This is a genomic window from Ruegeria sp. HKCCA6837 (assembly GCF_013034475.1).
Lineage (GTDB): Bacteria > Pseudomonadota > Alphaproteobacteria > Rhodobacterales > Rhodobacteraceae > Ruegeria.
The window spans coordinates 88,767-105,591 of sequence record NZ_WQGD01000009.1; the positions used below are offsets into that span (position 1 = coordinate 88,767).

Annotated in this window: 14 protein-coding genes; 7 read left to right on the top strand and 7 right to left on the bottom strand. The window is 55.2% G+C overall.

Going from position 1 to position 16,825, the window contains the following annotated elements:
- Nucleotides 1–138 precede the first annotated feature (138 nt).
- Nucleotides 139–555: a hypothetical protein gene (locus GOV91_RS13785; protein ID WP_171235933.1), complete on the top strand. Its 417-nt coding sequence runs from the start codon at nt 139–141 to the stop codon at nt 553–555.
- Nucleotides 556–1,593: 1,038 nt separating this feature from the next.
- On the opposite strand, the gene GOV91_RS13790 is transcribed toward GOV91_RS13785, so the two are convergent.
- The 6 genes from GOV91_RS13790 to GOV91_RS13815 form a co-directional block, all read right to left on the bottom strand.
- On the bottom strand, nt 1,594–2,886 hold the full coding sequence (locus tag GOV91_RS13790) for a TRAP transporter large permease (RefSeq protein ID WP_171181766.1): 1,293 nt from the start codon (nt 2,884–2,886) through the stop codon (nt 1,594–1,596).
- Nucleotides 2,883–3,497, bottom strand: coding sequence for a TRAP transporter small permease (locus GOV91_RS13795; protein ID WP_171181764.1), 615 nt, complete (start codon nt 3,495–3,497; stop codon nt 2,883–2,885). Before GOV91_RS13795 ends, GOV91_RS13790 begins: the two co-directional genes overlap by 4 nt.
- An 86-nt stretch (nt 3,498–3,583) precedes the next feature.
- Complete coding sequence (dctP, locus tag GOV91_RS13800; RefSeq protein ID WP_171181762.1) at nt 3,584–4,588, bottom strand: TRAP transporter substrate-binding protein DctP; 1,005 nt, start codon at nt 4,586–4,588, stop codon at nt 3,584–3,586.
- Between the two features lie 367 nt (nt 4,589–4,955).
- Nucleotides 4,956–5,987, bottom strand: coding sequence for a histone deacetylase family protein (locus tag GOV91_RS13805; protein ID WP_171235934.1), 1,032 nt, complete (start codon nt 5,985–5,987; stop codon nt 4,956–4,958).
- Nucleotides 5,988–5,990: 3 nt separating this feature from the next.
- Nucleotides 5,991–6,920 (bottom strand): 3-keto-5-aminohexanoate cleavage protein, encoded by a 930-nt coding sequence (locus GOV91_RS13810; protein WP_171235935.1) that lies wholly within the window; start codon nt 6,918–6,920, stop codon nt 5,991–5,993.
- A gap of 3 nt (nt 6,921–6,923) precedes the next feature.
- Nucleotides 6,924–8,258 (bottom strand): aspartate aminotransferase family protein, encoded by a 1,335-nt coding sequence (locus GOV91_RS13815; protein WP_371732324.1) that lies wholly within the window; start codon nt 8,256–8,258, stop codon nt 6,924–6,926.
- A 109-nt stretch (nt 8,259–8,367) separates the two neighbouring features.
- On the opposite strand from GOV91_RS13815, the gene GOV91_RS13820 reads away from it, so the two are divergent.
- The 3 genes from GOV91_RS13820 to GOV91_RS13830 are packed head-to-tail and all read left to right on the top strand — an operon-like array spanning nt 8,368 to nt 10,733.
- The gene (locus GOV91_RS13820; RefSeq protein ID WP_171235936.1) at nt 8,368–9,363 is read left to right on the top strand and encodes a LysR family transcriptional regulator; all 996 of its coding nucleotides are present in this window, start codon (nt 8,368–8,370) and stop codon (nt 9,361–9,363) included.
- A gap of 8 nt (nt 9,364–9,371) precedes the next feature.
- Entirely contained in the window at nt 9,372–10,202 is an 831-nt protein-coding gene (locus tag GOV91_RS13825; protein ID WP_171235937.1) for a carbon-nitrogen hydrolase family protein, read from the top strand.
- A gap of 51 nt (nt 10,203–10,253) precedes the next feature.
- On the top strand, nt 10,254–10,733 hold the full coding sequence (locus GOV91_RS13830) for an N-acetyltransferase (RefSeq protein WP_171181751.1): 480 nt from the start codon (nt 10,254–10,256) through the stop codon (nt 10,731–10,733).
- Nucleotides 10,734–11,036: 303 nt separating this feature from the next.
- Here GOV91_RS13830 and GOV91_RS13835 read toward each other — a convergent pair whose 3' ends face one another.
- Nucleotides 11,037–12,218 carry an aromatic ring-hydroxylating dioxygenase subunit alpha gene (locus GOV91_RS13835; protein ID WP_171235938.1) on the bottom strand — a complete coding sequence of 394 codons (1,182 nt, stop codon included), beginning with the start codon at nt 12,216–12,218 and terminating at the stop codon, nt 11,037–11,039.
- 58 nt (nt 12,219–12,276) lie between these two features.
- On the opposite strand from GOV91_RS13835, the gene GOV91_RS13840 reads away from it, so the two are divergent.
- Genes GOV91_RS13840 through GOV91_RS13850 form a run of 3 tightly spaced genes read left to right on the top strand, consistent with a single transcriptional unit; the run spans nt 12,277 to nt 16,520 of the window.
- Nucleotides 12,277–12,903 (top strand): cupin domain-containing protein, encoded by a 627-nt coding sequence (locus tag GOV91_RS13840; RefSeq protein ID WP_171235939.1) that lies wholly within the window; start codon nt 12,277–12,279, stop codon nt 12,901–12,903.
- Nucleotides 12,904–15,321 carry an FAD-dependent oxidoreductase gene (locus GOV91_RS13845; protein WP_171235940.1) on the top strand — a complete coding sequence of 806 codons (2,418 nt, stop codon included), beginning with the start codon at nt 12,904–12,906 and terminating at the stop codon, nt 15,319–15,321.
- Nucleotides 15,318–16,520, top strand: coding sequence for a Xaa-Pro peptidase family protein (locus tag GOV91_RS13850; protein ID WP_171235941.1), 1,203 nt, complete (start codon nt 15,318–15,320; stop codon nt 16,518–16,520). Before GOV91_RS13845 ends, GOV91_RS13850 begins: the two co-directional genes overlap by 4 nt.
- Nucleotides 16,521–16,825: the final 305 nt, after the last annotated feature.

Sequence of the window (16,825 nt, forward strand, 5' to 3'; positions counted from 1 at the left end):
TGGCTCAACGAAGTTTGGGGATTGTCAGAAGAATGTCAGAAAAAATCAGCTTCTGATCAAGCCCGACGTGCCTGCTGCAACTAGCGTTTACTTGGCTAACGCTCTTTTGCTTTGCCCAACACTTTATGGAGATAGGATATGGTACACTTAAAAACACTTTGCGTAGCGGCTGCTGTAGCCCTGGCGGGAAGCCCTGCATTCGCTCAATCTGATCTTGAAACGGCATTGAACAATGGAGCCGAGCGTCTCGATGCTGAACAGATCGCGGAACTTTTGATCGGCAAAACCGTCACAGCCACGTCCGGAGAGAAGACGTTTCGCTTCTTCTATGACCCGAATAACATCGTGAGCGGAGAGCTGACGAACGGTGGTTGGAGCGGAGCGGGTGCCTTTGCCATCACAGACACAGACAAGGTTTGCGTTTCAATGGTTGCCGACAAAGGGCGCTACCGCTGTATGACTGTGCTGCGTGTCGGGGGCTCGATACAAAAATTCAATGCCGACGGAAAAAGGACTTTCGAACTTCACAGCTTTGAGCCTTCTACCGGTCTCTGAGGCAGGCTCAGTCTGGTTGTAGTGCAGCAGCAGCCATCTTTTGAATGACGAGCTGTGGCAACTAATATCCGACCGCGAGGGGATTTGCGCAGACAACGAACACCCAATATTTTGTTGAGATCTCGAGCAAAAAAAAATCGGGAACTTTTGAATAGGGCGCTGTCGGAAGCCAATTCTGAAACGCCCTCGCAAGTCGATGATCGCCGCTCAAAAAAACGGCCCAAGCTCGGTCTCTTTCGCCAAGGTTGTTCGTCCCATAGCGATGCCACCCACCGCGTTCAGAGTGTTTTCTACGAAAAGGTCAGCCTCCAGCTCTGGATTGTGCGCACAAAGCTAAGGTGGCGCGCATCGCTGCGCCGGAAACCAGAATGTGTCGTAAACCGTCGGCTCATCGCGAAAGTGAAACCGGATCACGGATCGCTTGTCGGGCAAGGCACCGACTAGAAGGACGCTTTGGCATTTCCACATCATCTTGGATGCCAATGCGCCTGCCAGTGCCACCTCGGCTTCGATGTTCTGCTGTGCTCAAAACCCCAATGCCTTGATGACGGGTTCCTTTGCTGTCGCATCGGGCGTTGCCGCCAATCTACTAGGGCAAGAAATCTGGTTGCCTCTCGAGCCGCCGGTGCCTGCGTTTTGGTTTCTAACGTTTGGCTTTCATCTAGCGATCCAAACGTGAAATTGGCTTGGTGAAAGGCTTCGACTGCTATGCAAAAATTGCAAAGCGAGTATTCGAGAAATCTTGGTAGTCGGAATCGCGATGCTCTCATATATGCGTCCGGTAAATGAAACTCGTGATGAGGACCAAGACGATGGCAAAAGAAATCAAAGATGCGTTCAGCCTCTTGAGCCTGATCGCTGCAACCGCCCTGCTGATTGGTGTGCATGCCTGGATTTATGTTCAGTAAGTCAAACCTAACCACGATTGATCTGATGAATGCAGATTGATTGGATTGGAAAAGGTTGGCTGCGTGGCCGTCTGCGAATGAAAAAGGAGCCCGAAGCCCGGGCTCCTTTCTTTGTTTTTAGTTGAATCCATTACCGGCTGAGCAGCAGTTCCGGAAGCCAGAGCGACAATGACGGGACAAAGGTGGTCAGCATCAGCGTCGGCAACCAGGCGAACACGATGAAGATCAACGTTGGCCACAGCATCTTGGACACGGACGTGTCGCAAATCTGCGCACCGAGATAGAGCAACGGCGCCGTCGGAGGCGTGATGTTGGCCATACCAAGATTGACACCGATGATCGCAGCGAAGTGGATTGGATCGACACCTACACTTTGGGCAATCGGCAACAGGATTGGCGTGGCCAAGAGTAAGCCCGAGATATCGTCCATAAGCATGCCGATCAGGATCATGACCACGTTGATCATCAAAAGGATCACGATCGGATTGTCCGATACCGAGTAAACCATATCCTTGGCCAACTGAGGCGCACCCTGCGAGATCAGGTTGTCCGAAACGATCAGCACCATAAAGATCATGACCATGACCACACCGATCGTCACACCCGAAGTCTGGATGGTCTGAGCAAGCGTTTTCCAGGTTAGCCCACGATAGAAATAGATCGCAACCGGGATAGCATAGCATACCGCAATGCCTGCGGCCTCGGTCGGGGTCATGACCCCGCCATAGATTCCACCCAAGATAATGATGGGCATCAAGAGCGCTGGACCCGCCAGACGGCCCTGACCCAAGAGCGCGGGCATGAACGGATCTGGTCGCTCCTTCAGTTGAATGTCGTCATACTTCCGCAACATGAACTGGTTGGTGACAATCAGAAGAGTTATCAGGATGATTGCCGGAATCACGGTTGACAGAAAACACTTGAGCACGTGCTGTTGCGCCACCCAGCCATAAAGAATGTGCGACGAGCTGGGCGGGATCAAAAGGCCCAAGGGTGCTGCACTGACGATAAGCGCCGCCGATTGCCCGCCTGGATAATTCGCCTTTTTCAGATGCGGCATCATGATACCGCCAATGCAGGTCAGTGTCGCATTCGCACTCCCCGAGATCGAGCCGAAGACCCCACAGGCCAGTACGGAGGCCGCATTCAGGCCGCCCTTTATGTGGCCGATGAACATCTCGGCCAGCGCCACAAGGGGGGCTGCGATTTTACCTTTTTCCATGATGCCGCCGGCGATCATGAACAGTGGGATTGCCAACAGCACCAGTGAACGGATTCCAGTCGCACCGGTCGGCAGATAGCCGGTAATGGACTGATCCCCAACAATGGCAATAAAGATCAGAACCGATCCAAAGGCCACGTAGACGCTGACACCGAGCAGCAGCATTAGGCAGACGATAATCAGGCTTCCGGTGATAATCATTTGGCGGCTCCTTTCATCGTCTCAGACCGAAGGGGCAACCCAAGGCCTTTTCGGATGTGCACGTAGAGATACGCAGCGGTGAACATCGCCATGAAGCCGAAGGCACACATGATCGCAATGCGCCAGGTGACAAACGGAATGCGCAACACCGGGGTGGACCGTAGTCGCGGGAACGAGAAGTCGTCCAGCAGCGAAACATAGCAGGCGTAAAAGAGAAACAAGATAACCACGAGTTCAACCAGCAACACCACGAAGCTGCGCCACCAAATCAACCGTTGATTATGTATTACAATGCTGAGGATATCAGCGTTGATGTGCAGATTGCGGGCAGAAGCCAGAACGGCCCCGGCAAAAAAGCCGATAATGGAGAAGGCCAAAAGCCATTCCTCATAGGCAAAAAGATCGCCTCCAAAGCCGTATCTGATCACGACAACAGCGCCAAAGGTGAATGCCATCAAGAACCCGCAGAACATTACGAGCTGTCTACAAACGAACGCGATCACCTTCATGGGATACCCAATGATAGGCGGAAGTTCGTCTGTGATTTTTTGTGGTTTGCCCTCGTCTTCATCGCCGACGAACCGTGGCAAGCCGTCTTCGTCATTCGGCATATCTGTCCCCCCCATTTTGGCATTTTTTTTGAGGAATTAGCAAAAAAAGGGCCGGCAAATATGCCGGCCCTTCCGTGGTCAGGTTATCAGTTCTTCGCCGCCAGCAAGCGATCGATCACGTCCTGGCCGACGCTTTGGGCCATCATAGGCCAGATATTTTCCTGGATATGGGCGGCCATGGCAGCCTGCTCTTCGTCGCTCAGGCTCAGGATTGTGTAGCCCTTGTCGATAAGCTTCTGTCCAAAGGCCGCGTCATTGTCGCGGTTATACTGGAAGAAGTCATCCGAGGCCTTGGTCATCGCGGCCTGAAGCGCTGCACGCTGCTCATCGTTCAGTTTATCCAGCGTGCGCTGTGACGCGTAGAATGTGGTCAGTTCCGAGATCGAGTTGTACTCGACAAAGTGCGTACCAACATCCGACTGGGCGAAGATCGAGTAGGTTGCCGTCTTGGTGCAGCAGATTGCGCCATCAACGATACCGGACTGGATCGCGGGGAAGATATCACCCCACGCCATGGTCGTGGCCTGGTAACCAAGCGCTTCCACCATGGCTTTCACGGCGGGCGACGACCAAACACGAATGTTCATGCCTTTGTCGTCGAAGTTGTTCCAGTTGGTCGGTTCCTGCGTGGCCACGATACCCACAAACCCTTCGGGGTTCTGGGCCATGACGCTCACGCCGTACTCGTCGGTGATTTCCTGCAAGATCTGATTATACTCAGAATCCATGTTGCGCATGATGTTGTCCATGTCGTCCCAGCCCCCTACAAGGAACGGCATCGACAGGAACTCCAGGCGCGGGTCAGTATCGGCATAGATAAAGGCCGCAGCCAGATCGATATTGCCTCGCGCAACATCTTCGAACAGCGCTTCGCCCGAACCAAGCTGGTTGGCTGGGAACACCTCGATTGTCAGGCCGACATCTGCCGCTGCAACATCTGCGGCGACCTGCTCCATCATCTTGGTACCTTGGTGATCAATTGGAAACACGCCGGCAAAGCGCAGCTTGACATCGTCAGCAATTGCGGCAGTCGACATCAGCGCGCTCATTGCACCAACCACGATGCCCGTGGTTAATTTCGCAAAGTTCATGGAATACTCTCCCTGTTGACGTTTGTTCGTTCAGATATTTTTGCTGACCTTAGCTGGTCAATCTGTCCGGCCAGCCTATGCAAACAAATTGCACAGTGCAATTTGATTCACGTCTGCTGGTTTTTTTGATTTTAGCCCCTCCTTCAGTTGATTTTTTTGAGTAACTCTTGGTTTCGCGGCTCGTGGTAACAAGGCTTTGCGTCATCATTGTCGGGAAAGCGCGATTGGTTGGCCGAGCTTTGCCGCAAGGGCGATATGCCTGTGCTTCGCGGCCAGGGTGGCATCCAGTGTATCGTTAAAGGCCATCATGTCTCATGTAGTCGCTGTAGTCGGTCCACGCGTTCGGCCTGCAATGTATCCCCTTGACTCATGCGGACCTGCCCTCGAAGCCGTCGAGGAAAGACTGCAGGTTTGTGCCCAATTCATTGCAGAGATACCCGCCTTCCTGCACAATCACGGTAGGCAGGTTGAGCGCTGCCAGCATCCTTGCCATCTTGGCAAATCCAGGTGTCGAAACCGCCAGACCACCAAAGGGGTCGCCTTCGAAGGCATCAAGTCCAAGGGCTATGACGATTGCACCGGGCGCGAAGTTCCTGACGACGTTCAAACCTTCGTTCAGACCCTTCATAAACCCGTCATCCCCGGTGCCACGTAAGAGCGGTATGTTCAAATTGTATCCGTGCCCCGCGCCTTCACCGACCTCATGAGCGTGACCCCAGAAGAATGGATAGAACCGCGCCGGGTCCGCGTGGATAGACAGGGTGAATACGTCGTTACGTTCGTAAAAGATGCCTTGCGTTCCGTTGCCGTGGTGCAGGTCAACATCGATGATCGCCACGCGGTCATGAGTTTGCCGTAGGTATTGTGCAGCAATAGCGCTGTTGTTGAGATAACAGAATCCGCCAGCTAGATCGCTAAAGCAATGATGCCCCGGCGGCCGGCAGAGCGCATAGGCCACGTTGTCCCTGTCCAATACTGCCTGGGTTGCGCTCACGGCGCAGTTTGCGGACCAGCGCGCTGCTTCCCAGGTGTGTGCACCGATAGGGCAGGACATGTCGGTGACGTGAAATCCTGCCTGACCGACTGCCGACAAGGGATAGCTGGCCGTGCGGCGATCCGGGTGGATATTCGGGAATATCTCGGGCGTGGCGTCTGGAATGCGCGCCCACCGTTCATAAACCGTCGACAGGAACTTCAGGTAGGCCGGAGTGTGTACTGCCGCGATCGGAGCTAGGCCATGATCAGTCGGGGCGTGCACAGCGTGACCGCCCGCCGCGACGCCTGCAAGTAGGCGCTCCAACCGCTCAGGTTTTTCGGGGTTGGGTTGCATAACTCCGTTTACCAGAAACCCGCTGGGATTATGCTGGCCCTGCTGTTCCTGGTCAGAAAAGACTTTCATGTGTCAGAACCCTACCTTGTCTGCCCCTTTAAGACCGAGCATCGCGCGCGTCTCGTCAGGTGTTGCGATCTCGTATCCCAGCTCCTCCAGAACCGACCGGATTTTAGCGACCTGTTGAGCGTTGCTGGTAGCAAGTTGCCCGCGTCCGATCATCAGGCTGTCCTCGAGACCGACACGCACATGCCCACCCAGGATGGCGCTCATAGTGCCCAGTGGCATCTGCTGTCGCCCTGCGGCAAGCGCCGAAAACTCGTAGGCGTCGCCCAACAATCGGTCAGCCGTTTCCTTCAAATACATCAGGCTGTGCGGGCTGGCGTCGATCCCGCCCAATACACCCATCACAAATTGCAGAAAGACCGGTGGCACAAGGCTCTTTTGCTTCAGATAGAACGCCAGCGTCTGAATGTGCCCCACATCGTAACATTCACATTCAAACCGCGCGCCACCAGCATCGCCCAACATTCGAAACACGGTTTCTATGTCATGGAATGTATTCTTGAACACAGTGTCGCGTGTGTTCTCCAAAAAGGTCTCTTCCCAATCATGGGTCCAATCGGAATAGCGATCCTTCATCGGGAAGAGGCCGAAATTTATGGAGCCCATGTTGAGCGAACACATCTCGGGCGCCAGTTCCACGGGGGCCGAAAGCCGCTGTTCCACACTCATCTGTGAGCTGCCGCCCGTGGTCAAGTTTATAACCGCGTCACTCGCGTCCTTGATCCTTGGCAGGAACTGGCGAAAGACATTGATATCCGCGCTTGGGCGGCCGGTGTCGGGTTCGCGCGCATGCAGGTGTAAAACAGATGCGCCAGCTTCTGCTGCCTCAATTGCAGACTTGGCTATTTCGTCAGGCGAAACCGGCAGGTGTGGGCTCATGGTCGGCGTGTGGATCGAGCCTGTCACGGCGCAAGTCAGGATAATTTTTTGCGCCATGGGTCAAACCTCCAATGCACATTCACGGGCAAAGTCCCGGAGACTGTCGTCAAGTATGTTCAGGATTTCGTTGATCTGCGCTTCGGTCGCGATCAAAGGCGGGCAAATCAGGAAATGATCGCCCTCAACACCGCCGCGAGTGCGGCGCGAATAAGTGATCAGGTTGCGCTCGTAGCAGATTTCTACGAACCGTTCATAGGCGTTCAGGTCCTTGGGCAATGGTGACATGGTGTCCCGATCCGAGACCATTTCAAAGGCGGTTAGCAGGCCTTTTCCCCGCACATCACCGATAAACGGGTGACGCGCCATGAGGTCCATGAGCCCCGCCATCAGGATTTCGCCCATGATCCGCGCATTGGTCATCAGGTCCAGCCGGTCGATTTCGTGCAGAACAGCCGACCCAGCGCTGCATGCGAGCGGGTTACCGGCATAAGTGTGGCCGTGGGCAAATCCGCCGCTGTCCAGCACGGTTTCAACCATCGCTTTGTCGGCGATCATGGCCCCCAGCGGCGCATAGCCTGCGCCAAATCCCTTGGACAGGGCCACAAGATCGGGGCGGATGTTCCAGTGCTCCGAAGCCAGAAACGTACCAGTGCGTCCGACACCAGACATGACCTCGTCCATGATCAGCAGGACGCCAAATTCGTCGCAGATCTCGCGCACCCGCCCATAGTAGCTGTCGGGCGCAACCAGCGCCCCGGTAGATGCACCGCCCACCGGTTCCATGGCAAAAGCCAGAACCGTGTCGGGCCCTTGTGCAATGATCTCATCCCTTAGCATCTCGGCATATTTCAGACCACGATCGTGGTCGGACAGGTTGTCGCGGTCCAAATAGCAAGTGGGCGCAGGAATTTTCGGCATTTCCTTGAAAAGCGGCGCAAACGCGTTCGTCAGCGGCCCGTATCCGGTAATCGCCAGCGCGCCCAAGGTAGAACCGTGATAAGATGGAAAGCGCGAGATGACTTTCCACCGACTGCCTTGCCCATCAGCAAGCGCCCATTGTCGCGCGAATTTCACGCAAGACTCCACGGCCTCGGACCCGCCAGAAACAAAAAAGACCTTGTCCAGTCCTTCCGGTGTGCGATCTGCGATGGCTGTGGCCAGGTCTTCTGCTGGGGCGTTCTCAAAATGTAGACGATAGGCAAAGGTTGCGCTGTCCATCTGCGCCTTCATTGCAGCCAGAACATTGGGATTTGAATGGCCAATATTGCTGACCATCGCCCCGGACGAACCATCAATATAACGCTGGCCGTTCTTGCCCCAAATATAGATTCCTTCTGCGCGATCGACCTCGGGGCGGCGCGCGCGACTTTGATAGAAAAGGTTCGATGCCTTCACGGTTTTTCTTCTTTGACAGGTGTGGCGATGCAGGAGCGATACCCAACCTTGTGTTGGATTCTTTTATAGGGCAAATAGATAATGAGAATTAAGCATATTGATTGAATCAATGGATAACGCCACTGAACAGGACAAATTGATCCGCGAGCTGGATTGGAATCTGCTTCGCACCTTTATGGTCATTGTTCAGGAAGGCAGCATCACCCTGGCGGCCCAGCGCCTAATGCGGCGACAACCTTCCGTCAGCCAAGCCCTGAAACGTCTTGAGACACGGCTTGGAATGCCGCTGATTGATCGCAGCCCATCGCATTTCCGCATCACACCGGCCGGGCAGACACTGTACCAGGAATGTCTGGACATGTTCGGAAGCCTGGCGCGGGCTATCCAAAGCGCACAGGGAACGGAAGACATCGTGACGGGTACCGTCAAACTCGCGCTTCTCAGTAGGATTGAAAGCGAGTTTTTTGATGCGATACTGGCGGACTTTCATCGCCAATTCCCCGAAGTCAGCTTTGATATTGAGGTTATGTCCAGCAAAGCCGTCAGGCAGGCGGTTCTTGAAAAATCCGCGACACTTGGCGTCTGCTTGGTGCATGACACCCATCCAAGTCTGCAGCATGAGGTTCTTTATCGGTCCTATTTTGGGTTCTACTGTGGTCCCAGCCACCCATTGTTCGGGCAACGCGATCTGAAACTCGACGACTTGCGAGACCATTCGTCGGTTTCATTCCGGACAGACCAGCTTTGGGATGCGTTACGTCCGGTGGCGTTGCTGCGCGCGCAGCACAAGCTCGACAACAAAGTGATCGGTTACACTTCTGACCTGGGCGAGGCGCAGCGGATGATCGGCGCGGGGCTCGGGTTTGGCCCTCTGCCTGTTCACATCGCCGAACGCTTCGTCAATCGCGGCGAACTGTGGCGTTTGCCACCTTATGAAAATGCGTTGGCAATTGATATTCATCTGGTGCACCACAAAAGCGCCCGCCTGAATCGCGCGGAAAAAGCACTGCTTGACATGTTTCGAAACCGGCTTGCATCGGTGCCGCTTGAACAGCGCAGCTACAATCCAACCGAAACAATCGAGCCAAGGATCCAAGAGGGGTAAGCCAAACAATGACATCAAGTGACACCCTGTCTCTGCTGGCTTGTCAGATCGAAATCCCCGCCACCGAGAGCGCCGCCGCGAGAGACAGACATCTTGCGGAAAGCGCCGCGAAAGTGCGCGATCAGCTCAGCCGCCGGAACGTGGACCTCGTGGTTTTGCCTGAGCTATCCAGTATCGATTATGCCCGCTCGGCCTTCGACCGGCTCAATGAGATCGCGGAACCCCTGGAAGGCGCTTCTTTTGAAAAATGGCGCGAGGTCGCCAAAGAATTCGGTGTCCTTGTCTCTTACAGTTTTGCGCGCCGGGGGGAATTGGGGACGCATATTTCAATTGCGGTCGTCAACCCGGACGGTGCGCTGACCGGCTATTACGACAAGCTTCACCTTTGCCAATATGGCGCTTCGATGGAGAAGGAATACTTTGACGCTGGGGATCACATATTCACATTCAAAATCAATGGAATAACTATCTCTCCAATCATTTGCTACGATATCCGAATTCCCGAACTTGCACGCACCCTGACACTAAGGCACGACGTCGATCTCATCCTGCATTGCGGGGCATATTATCGCGACGAGTCCTTCCAAACCTGGCACAATTTCGCCATGGCGCGCGCGATGGAAAATCAGATCTTTTTCTTGTCCCTTAACCGGGCCGGAGAAACGTGGGGCAATTCGATCTTCTGTTGGCCTTGGATGGATGAAAATATTCTGCCTGTGCGGTTTGCCGAAACAGCTGAAGATTTCCGTCACCTGACCATCAACAAGGGCCAGCTCTTGCAAGCAAGAAAAGACTATACATTCCTCAAGGACCGACTGGCGGATTATGATGCACTGTGAAGGGTCAGACAGTGTTTTGTTGGCGGTTGCGAAACATAGGTAAGGTTTCGAATGACACAGGTTGCCATCTCTCCGGTGACGCTCGACAAAATAAACGATCTGGATTTTGCGCTAAGGGCGTTGTCGGCTGAAATGAACGACAGGCACGTCGCGAATGTTGACGTTTTGAAAGCTGCATTCGCTGATGACCATCCGGCCTTCAACGCTTTGCTCGCCTACAATAAGGCCGAAGTCGTCGGTGCAATTGTTTGGACGCCAGTGTTTTCAACGACCAGGGGGGGGGGCGGCTTGTTTGTAAGTGATCTTTGGGTTTCCTCTTCGGCGCGAGGGCGAGGTATTGGAAACAAACTGTTGTCTCGTTCGGTTTTCGATGCGGACAAATCTTCAGGCGCGTGCTTCCTTAAACTGGCAGTCCATCGCACCAACCCTTCTGCTCTTGCCTACTACACCCATATCGGATTCAGAGAAGAAACGGACATGAGGACCATGATCCTCGAAGGTGCTCCTTTGCGGAGTTTAAAGAACTTCTGAAGGCTAATTGCGGCGAAGTCGTCAAGTCGATCAACCAATTAAGGCTGTCGCGATGGTGGTTTTGGAAAGCTAAAGAGGGTGCGTTCCGTATCTTGCAAAAAGACACTTTTGCGCAATCGAACGACAAAATGAAGTTGGTTGTCAAAGCATGAATTTGATCCGAAGCGCCAATTGATTCACACTTTGTTAACAACTTTTGCCCGCCTCTCAGACGTTGCGCAAAATCCGATGATGAGCAGCTTTGGCGTCAAAACCGATTGCTGACGAGATCTTCGTCAAATCGGTAAAACACGGCGCGAAATTTCAAGAAAGTATACGTTCAACCACGCGTCGCCCGAATTCATGTGTCGGTCCTTCCCAATACGGACTGAGGCGACCGCCGTCATAGGCAGGCGACAGGCGCCCCTGCTGCAGCAGTTCGAGCATACCAAGATCCTCTCGGTTGAGATCATCCCACATTTGCATGAGTTCGGCCCTTGCGTTGGCATGGTCCTCTGACGTCGCAGCATCTCCGATCAGGAAAACATGCAGCTCTTCACGCGTTTTGTTCGGTGCAATTGGATAACTTACTAGAACTGTATATTGGTCTGGGAAGACTTCGGCGGCGAAGTGTGGGAAGCATAAAAACCAAAGACCGCGTTTGGCATCTTCTTGTGACAGATCGGGATAGTGCGGCAGACGATCACCGCGCCCTTCACCCAATTCAGGAAAGATGTAGTCGTTGTAGAATACGTGTTGGTCCCATTCACCCGACCACCGCACGTTCATCGGCGCAAACTTCAAAAGTTTGGGATGCACGGCAAAGACATGATAGCCCTCCATGTAATTCTCGTAGACCAACTTCCAATTGGCATTGACTTCGAAATCGATTTTCCCGGCCCAGCGGATCGATGTGAAATCATAACCCGGCGTACGTGCAAGCATCGGTTTCAACCAGTCCTCTAGCGGCTCTGCATCCCCTGAGATATTGACGAAAACACAGCCGTTCCAGACCTCGCACCGGACCTCTTGTAGATCGAGCTTGTCGCCACCTCCGTCTTTGAAGTGGTCCGTTATATCCGGTCCGTTGAAATGGGGCCGTGCTCGCAGCTTGCCGTTCAGACCATAAACCCAGGCATGATATGGGCAAGTCAGGGTTGATCTCTTGCAGGGTTCAGTGACAAGTTTTGCGCCGCGATGCCGGCACACATTGTGCAGTGCGCGAATGGCTCCGTCCTGGTCGCGTAGGATGATCAGTGGCGCACCACCAATGTCGACCGGTTTCATGTCGCCGCGCTCGGGCAATTCCGCGTCGGCCCCCGCAAATACCCACGACCTGCGAAAGCAATGCTCCTGCTCCAATGCCAACCATTCTTTGGACCAATAGGCTGCATTTGGAAGGCCGCTGGCTTCCTCAATCGGGGCAAATGTCTGGACTAACCCTTCTTCACCCAGCAATGCCTTAACCTTTTTGAGGATCGGTGTATCGGGGAACTGGCCACTCATGAGGCCTCCATTCGGATAATTCTTGCGCAACTGGGAAAATTATGCACGGTAAATTTTCATGATCGTCAAGAAAAAACTTCAAACCTGCAATCAAGAGTCGCTCAATAAGTTGGGTGAAGACTTACGCGCCCTGCGCAAAGCACAGAACATGACCCTGAACGACTTGTCTGAAACTTCGGGGCGCTCGGTTTCGTTTCTGTCAAAGATTGAACGCGGTCTGGCCCGACCCTCAGTCACGGCGCTGCAGGAGGTCGCCGAAGCACTTGGAGTACCTGTCGGATGGTTCTTCGAGACCGATGGCCCAGCTCCCGCCGAAGAACGCCCCTTTGTCGTGCGCGCCGACAGGCGTCGCAAGCTGACCTATTCCGGGCTTTCAGGGACAGACTATATGGGGTTCGAAGATCACTTGCTGTCCGCCAGCCTTGACCGACAGCTGGCGATGGGCATTTCCACCTATGAGCCCGGAGGCAGCACCGGCGACGACCTCTATACCCATGAAGGGGAAGAGGCCGGGATGGTGCTGAAGGGTGAAATCGAACTGACCTTGGATAGCCAGGTCTTTCGCCTTCAGGCTGGTGATAGCTTTAGCTTTTCCGCTGACATCCCACACCGTTACCACAATCCCGGCAAAGTCGAGGCCCAGGTCGTCTGGGCCAACACTCCCGTTACCATGAAAAGACAATAGATGACTGAACAAACGCGTGTTGTTGTAATCGGTGGCGGCAATATGGGGGCGAGCGTCCTGTACCATCTGGCAAAAGAAGGATGGACAGACGTTGTTCTTGTTGAAAAGGCCGAGCTGACATCGGGGGCCACTTGGCATGCGGCGGGATTGGTCAGTCGTATGACGGCGGGCCATGCGTTGGGGATCTGTCACGATTATGCGGTGGATCTGTATAAAACCATTGAGGATGAGACCGAGCAGGGCGTCAGCTGGCACAATTGCGGGTCCTTGCGCGTGGCCGCGACCGAGGATCATCGTGCCTGGCTGATGCACACGCGTGACGCGGTTTTGGCCCGCGGGCAGGAGTGTCGCTGGGTTATCCCCGAAGAAATCGCCAAGCTGAACCCGATCTATGACACGTCGCATATCATCGGCGGGATTTATACGCCCGATGACGGCCATGTTGATCCGTCGGGCACCTGTCAGGCGATGGCCAAGGGCGCGCGGATGCGGGGGGCCAAAGTGCTGCGCCGCAACCGGGTGACGGATGTGCAGCAGATGCCCTCGGGCGAATGGAAGGTGGTGACCGAGCAGGGCGACATCATCTGTGAGCATGTGGTCAATGCCGGTGGATACCATGCGCGCCAGATCGGGGCCTTCAGCGGGCTCGACCTGCCGATTGTCCCGATGCAGCACCACTATGTGGTCACCGATGCGGTGCCCGAGTTCGAGGCGATGGGTCATGAAATCCCCGTCACCCGCGATGATTACTTCACCGGCTATCTGCGCCGCGAACAGGGTGGGGCGCTGATCGGACTTTATGACACCCATGATGCGCTGGCCAAATGGCGCGATGGCTGCCCCTGGGACAGCGAGAACGAACTGTTTGAACCCGACTATGACCGTATTATGCCGTGGTTGGAGAAATGCTTTGAACGCTATCCCTGCCTGATGGAGCGCGGCATCAAACGCATCGTCAATGGCGCAATCACCTATACGCCGGACGGGCACCCGCTGGTCGGGCCTGCGCTGGGCTTGCGCAATCACTGGCTGGCCTGCGGTGCGACCGTGGGCATTGCCTGGGGGCCGGGACTGGGCCGGGCGCTGGCGCAATGGATGGTGCATGGCACGGCCGATATCTCGATGCGCGGGTTTGATCCGCGTCGGTTCCATTCACGCGTTGATAAAGATTACACCTATCAGCGCTGCCGCGAAAATTACATGACGCGCCTGTCGTTGCCTTATCCACAGTTGCAATATGAAACTTGCCGCGAGATCCGAACCTCTGGCGTGCATGACAGAACCAAGGCGCTGAACGCGGTGTTTGAGGAAGCGGGCGGATGGGAACGCCCGCGGGTCTATGGCAAACCGGAATGGGATGGCAAAGAACCGCAATCATGGAAGCGTGGCCCGTCGTGGGAGGCTGCGCTGGCCGAGGCGCTTGCGGTGCATGAGAGCGTCGGCATTGGCGACTTCTCGGCCTTTTCCAAGTTCGAAATCACCGGACCCGAGGCCGAGGCCTATCTGAACCGCCTTTGTGCGAACAGAATGCCGAAAAAGGTGGGCGGCACGTGCCTGACCCTTTTGCTGAATGAACGAGGCACGATTGAGGGCGAGGCAACGATTGCCCGGCTGGCCGAAGATCGGTTCTGGTTCGTCACCGGCGGCCCCTCAGAGCGCCGGGTCTGGGACTGGATCACGGTTCATCAGCGCGGGTCCGAAGACGTGACGGTCAGGAACCTGTCCGATGACTGGGGTATCCTGACCGTGGCCGGACCCAAGGCGCGCGCGGTGCTGGGTCAGCTCAGCGATGCGTTTCTGGAAAACTCCGATTTCGGGTGGCTCAAGGCGCGCGAAATCGCTGTGGCGGGCATCCCGCTGATCGCGATGCGCCTGTCATTCTCGGGCGAACTGGCGTGGGAACTGCACGCAAACATGGACCAACTTGGCGTGCTTTGGGATGCGGTTTGGGACGCGGGCAAACCCCATGGCATGGTCCCGTTTGGATCGGAGGCGTTGGAAATGATGCGCATGGAAAAGGCCTATCGCGGTGGGCATGAACTGGCCAATGACACCAGTCCCGTGCACACCGACCAGATGCGCTTTGTGAAATTCGACAAAGAGTTCATAGGCAAAGACGCGCTGCGCAACTGCGCCGAAACCGGCAGCAGTTCGCTTATTGCGTATCTCGACATTGAGCTGGAGGACACAGACGTGCTGGGCGGCGAGGCGGTTTATTTGGATGGCGAGAAAGTAGGGTCGGTTTCCTCAGGCGGGTTCGGCCCGGTAACTGGTCGCAATCTGGCCTTTGCCTTTGTCAAACCAAAGGCAGCGAACCCCGGTACGGCGCTGGAGGTGATCGTATTTGGCCAGATGTGCAAAGCCACAGTGCTGGCCGATGCGGTGTTCGACCCGAAAAACGAAAGGTTGAAGGCATGAACACCCCTACTGACTTTGGCAAAGCGATGCTGCCAGCGCCTGAAATCGATTGGACCAAACTGAACGATTATCGCATGGGCCGCATCCGCGAGGCCATGGCCGAACGGGACGTGGAACTGGCTGTCATTACCAACCCGCTGACCATGCGCTATGCGGTGAATTACCATGAATACATGCAGTTCCAGGCGCGTATCCCGCTGATGATGCTATTTGTCTTTGCCGACGGCCCGGTGGTCTTCAGCGGCGCGTTCATCAAGAATCTGGACCATGTCACGGAATACATCCCAATGTTTGGGCTAGCGCCATTCCTTGCGGGCTTTGATCAGGTGGAGAATACGCGCAAATTCGTAGACTTCGTCCGCGGCCGTTTGGCCGGCAAAGGGCGTTGCCGTGTGGCGCTTGACCGTTTGGACGCCTCTGCTGTTCAGGGCTTGATGCAGGCCGGGTTCGAGGTCGTCGACGCGCCCGGTTTTCTGGAAAAGGCCCGCTCGATCAAATCAGAGGAAGAAATTACGCTGTGCCGCTATGCAATCGAAGTGGCGCAGCTGGGTATCGCCCGGATGCGCGAAGCCTTCCAGCCCGGCATTTCGGAAAACGAGCTGTGGAGCATCCTGAGCCAGGTTAACATCGCCCATGGCGGCCTGTGGTCCGAAGCCCGCATGTTGGCCTCGGGCGAGCGGACAAACCCCTGGCTGCAAGAGGCAGGCGAACGCCGCGTTCAAAACGGAGAGCTGATGGGCTTTGACACCGATATGGTCGGCCCTTTTGGCTATATGTCCGACATCTCGCGCACCTGGTACTGCGGCGAAGGGAAGGCGCCAAACGCATTCCGAGACCTCTACAAGCGCGCTCGGGACGAAATCGAACACAACAAGGCCAATGTGCGACCCGGTGTGTCGTTCAAAGAACTGGTGGACAAGAGCTTCCGCCACCCGGAAGAATTCCACGCGCACCGCTATCCGTGCATCATGCACGGTGTGGGGATGTGCGATGAATACCCCTATGTTCCCTACCCGCAGGACTGGGACGACATTGGCTATGACGGGATCATAGAGGAAAACATGATGATCTGCGTTGAGGGGTATGTTGGATCAGATCGAGGCGGCAGCGGCGTCAAGATCGAGCATCAGTTTCTGGTCACCGCGACAGGTCTCGAACAGTTCGACAGCTATCCTTACGACGAAAATCTGTTGAATTAATAGCCGATGAGAGTTCTGACCGACTGACAACAATTAGGTTGCCAGAGCGTGGTCGCGAGTTTTGCGTGAATCACCAGTGGCCAGGTGAGCGGTCGCACTGCTGCGTTCAGTGTCACGCTGACGCTCAGAACTACTGACGCGAATGCGCGCGGAAACAAGTCCCAAAGTACTTGGTGGGCTTTCATCAGGCCTCATTTGCGCGGAGGATTGATGGCTGCTTCGCTTTGGCCGCAGTATGATGAAAGAAATACTTGCGACAGTATTTGCCTGGGAAGATACCCAAACCTGAACCGATGCCTCGGTTC

What these genes read in the sequence shown, in the direction of transcription:
- GOV91_RS13785 (WP_171235933.1), top strand. Translation starts at nt 139, where the DNA reads ATGGTACACTTAAAAACACTTTGCGTAGCGGCTGCTGTAGCCCTGGCG.
- GOV91_RS13790 (WP_171181766.1), bottom strand. Translation starts at nt 2,886, where the DNA reads ATGATTATCACCGGAAGCCTGATTATCGTCTGCCTAATGCTGCTGCTC.
- GOV91_RS13795 (WP_171181764.1), bottom strand. Translation starts at nt 3,497, where the DNA reads ATGCCGAATGACGAAGACGGCTTGCCACGGTTCGTCGGCGATGAAGAC.
- dctP (WP_171181762.1), bottom strand. Translation starts at nt 4,588, where the DNA reads ATGAACTTTGCGAAATTAACCACGGGCATCGTGGTTGGTGCAATGAGC.
- GOV91_RS13805 (WP_171235934.1), bottom strand. Translation starts at nt 5,987, where the DNA reads ATGAAAGTCTTTTCTGACCAGGAACAGCAGGGCCAGCATAATCCCAGC.
- GOV91_RS13810 (WP_171235935.1), bottom strand. Translation starts at nt 6,920, where the DNA reads ATGGCGCAAAAAATTATCCTGACTTGCGCCGTGACAGGCTCGATCCAC.
- GOV91_RS13820 (WP_171235936.1), top strand. Translation starts at nt 8,368, where the DNA reads ATGGATAACGCCACTGAACAGGACAAATTGATCCGCGAGCTGGATTGG.
- GOV91_RS13825 (WP_171235937.1), top strand. Translation starts at nt 9,372, where the DNA reads ATGACATCAAGTGACACCCTGTCTCTGCTGGCTTGTCAGATCGAAATC.
- GOV91_RS13830 (WP_171181751.1), top strand. Translation starts at nt 10,254, where the DNA reads ATGACACAGGTTGCCATCTCTCCGGTGACGCTCGACAAAATAAACGAT.
- GOV91_RS13835 (WP_171235938.1), bottom strand. Translation starts at nt 12,218, where the DNA reads ATGAGTGGCCAGTTCCCCGATACACCGATCCTCAAAAAGGTTAAGGCA.
- GOV91_RS13840 (WP_171235939.1), top strand. Translation starts at nt 12,277, where the DNA reads ATGATCGTCAAGAAAAAACTTCAAACCTGCAATCAAGAGTCGCTCAAT.
- GOV91_RS13845 (WP_171235940.1), top strand. Translation starts at nt 12,904, where the DNA reads ATGACTGAACAAACGCGTGTTGTTGTAATCGGTGGCGGCAATATGGGG.
- GOV91_RS13850 (WP_171235941.1), top strand. Translation starts at nt 15,318, where the DNA reads ATGAACACCCCTACTGACTTTGGCAAAGCGATGCTGCCAGCGCCTGAA.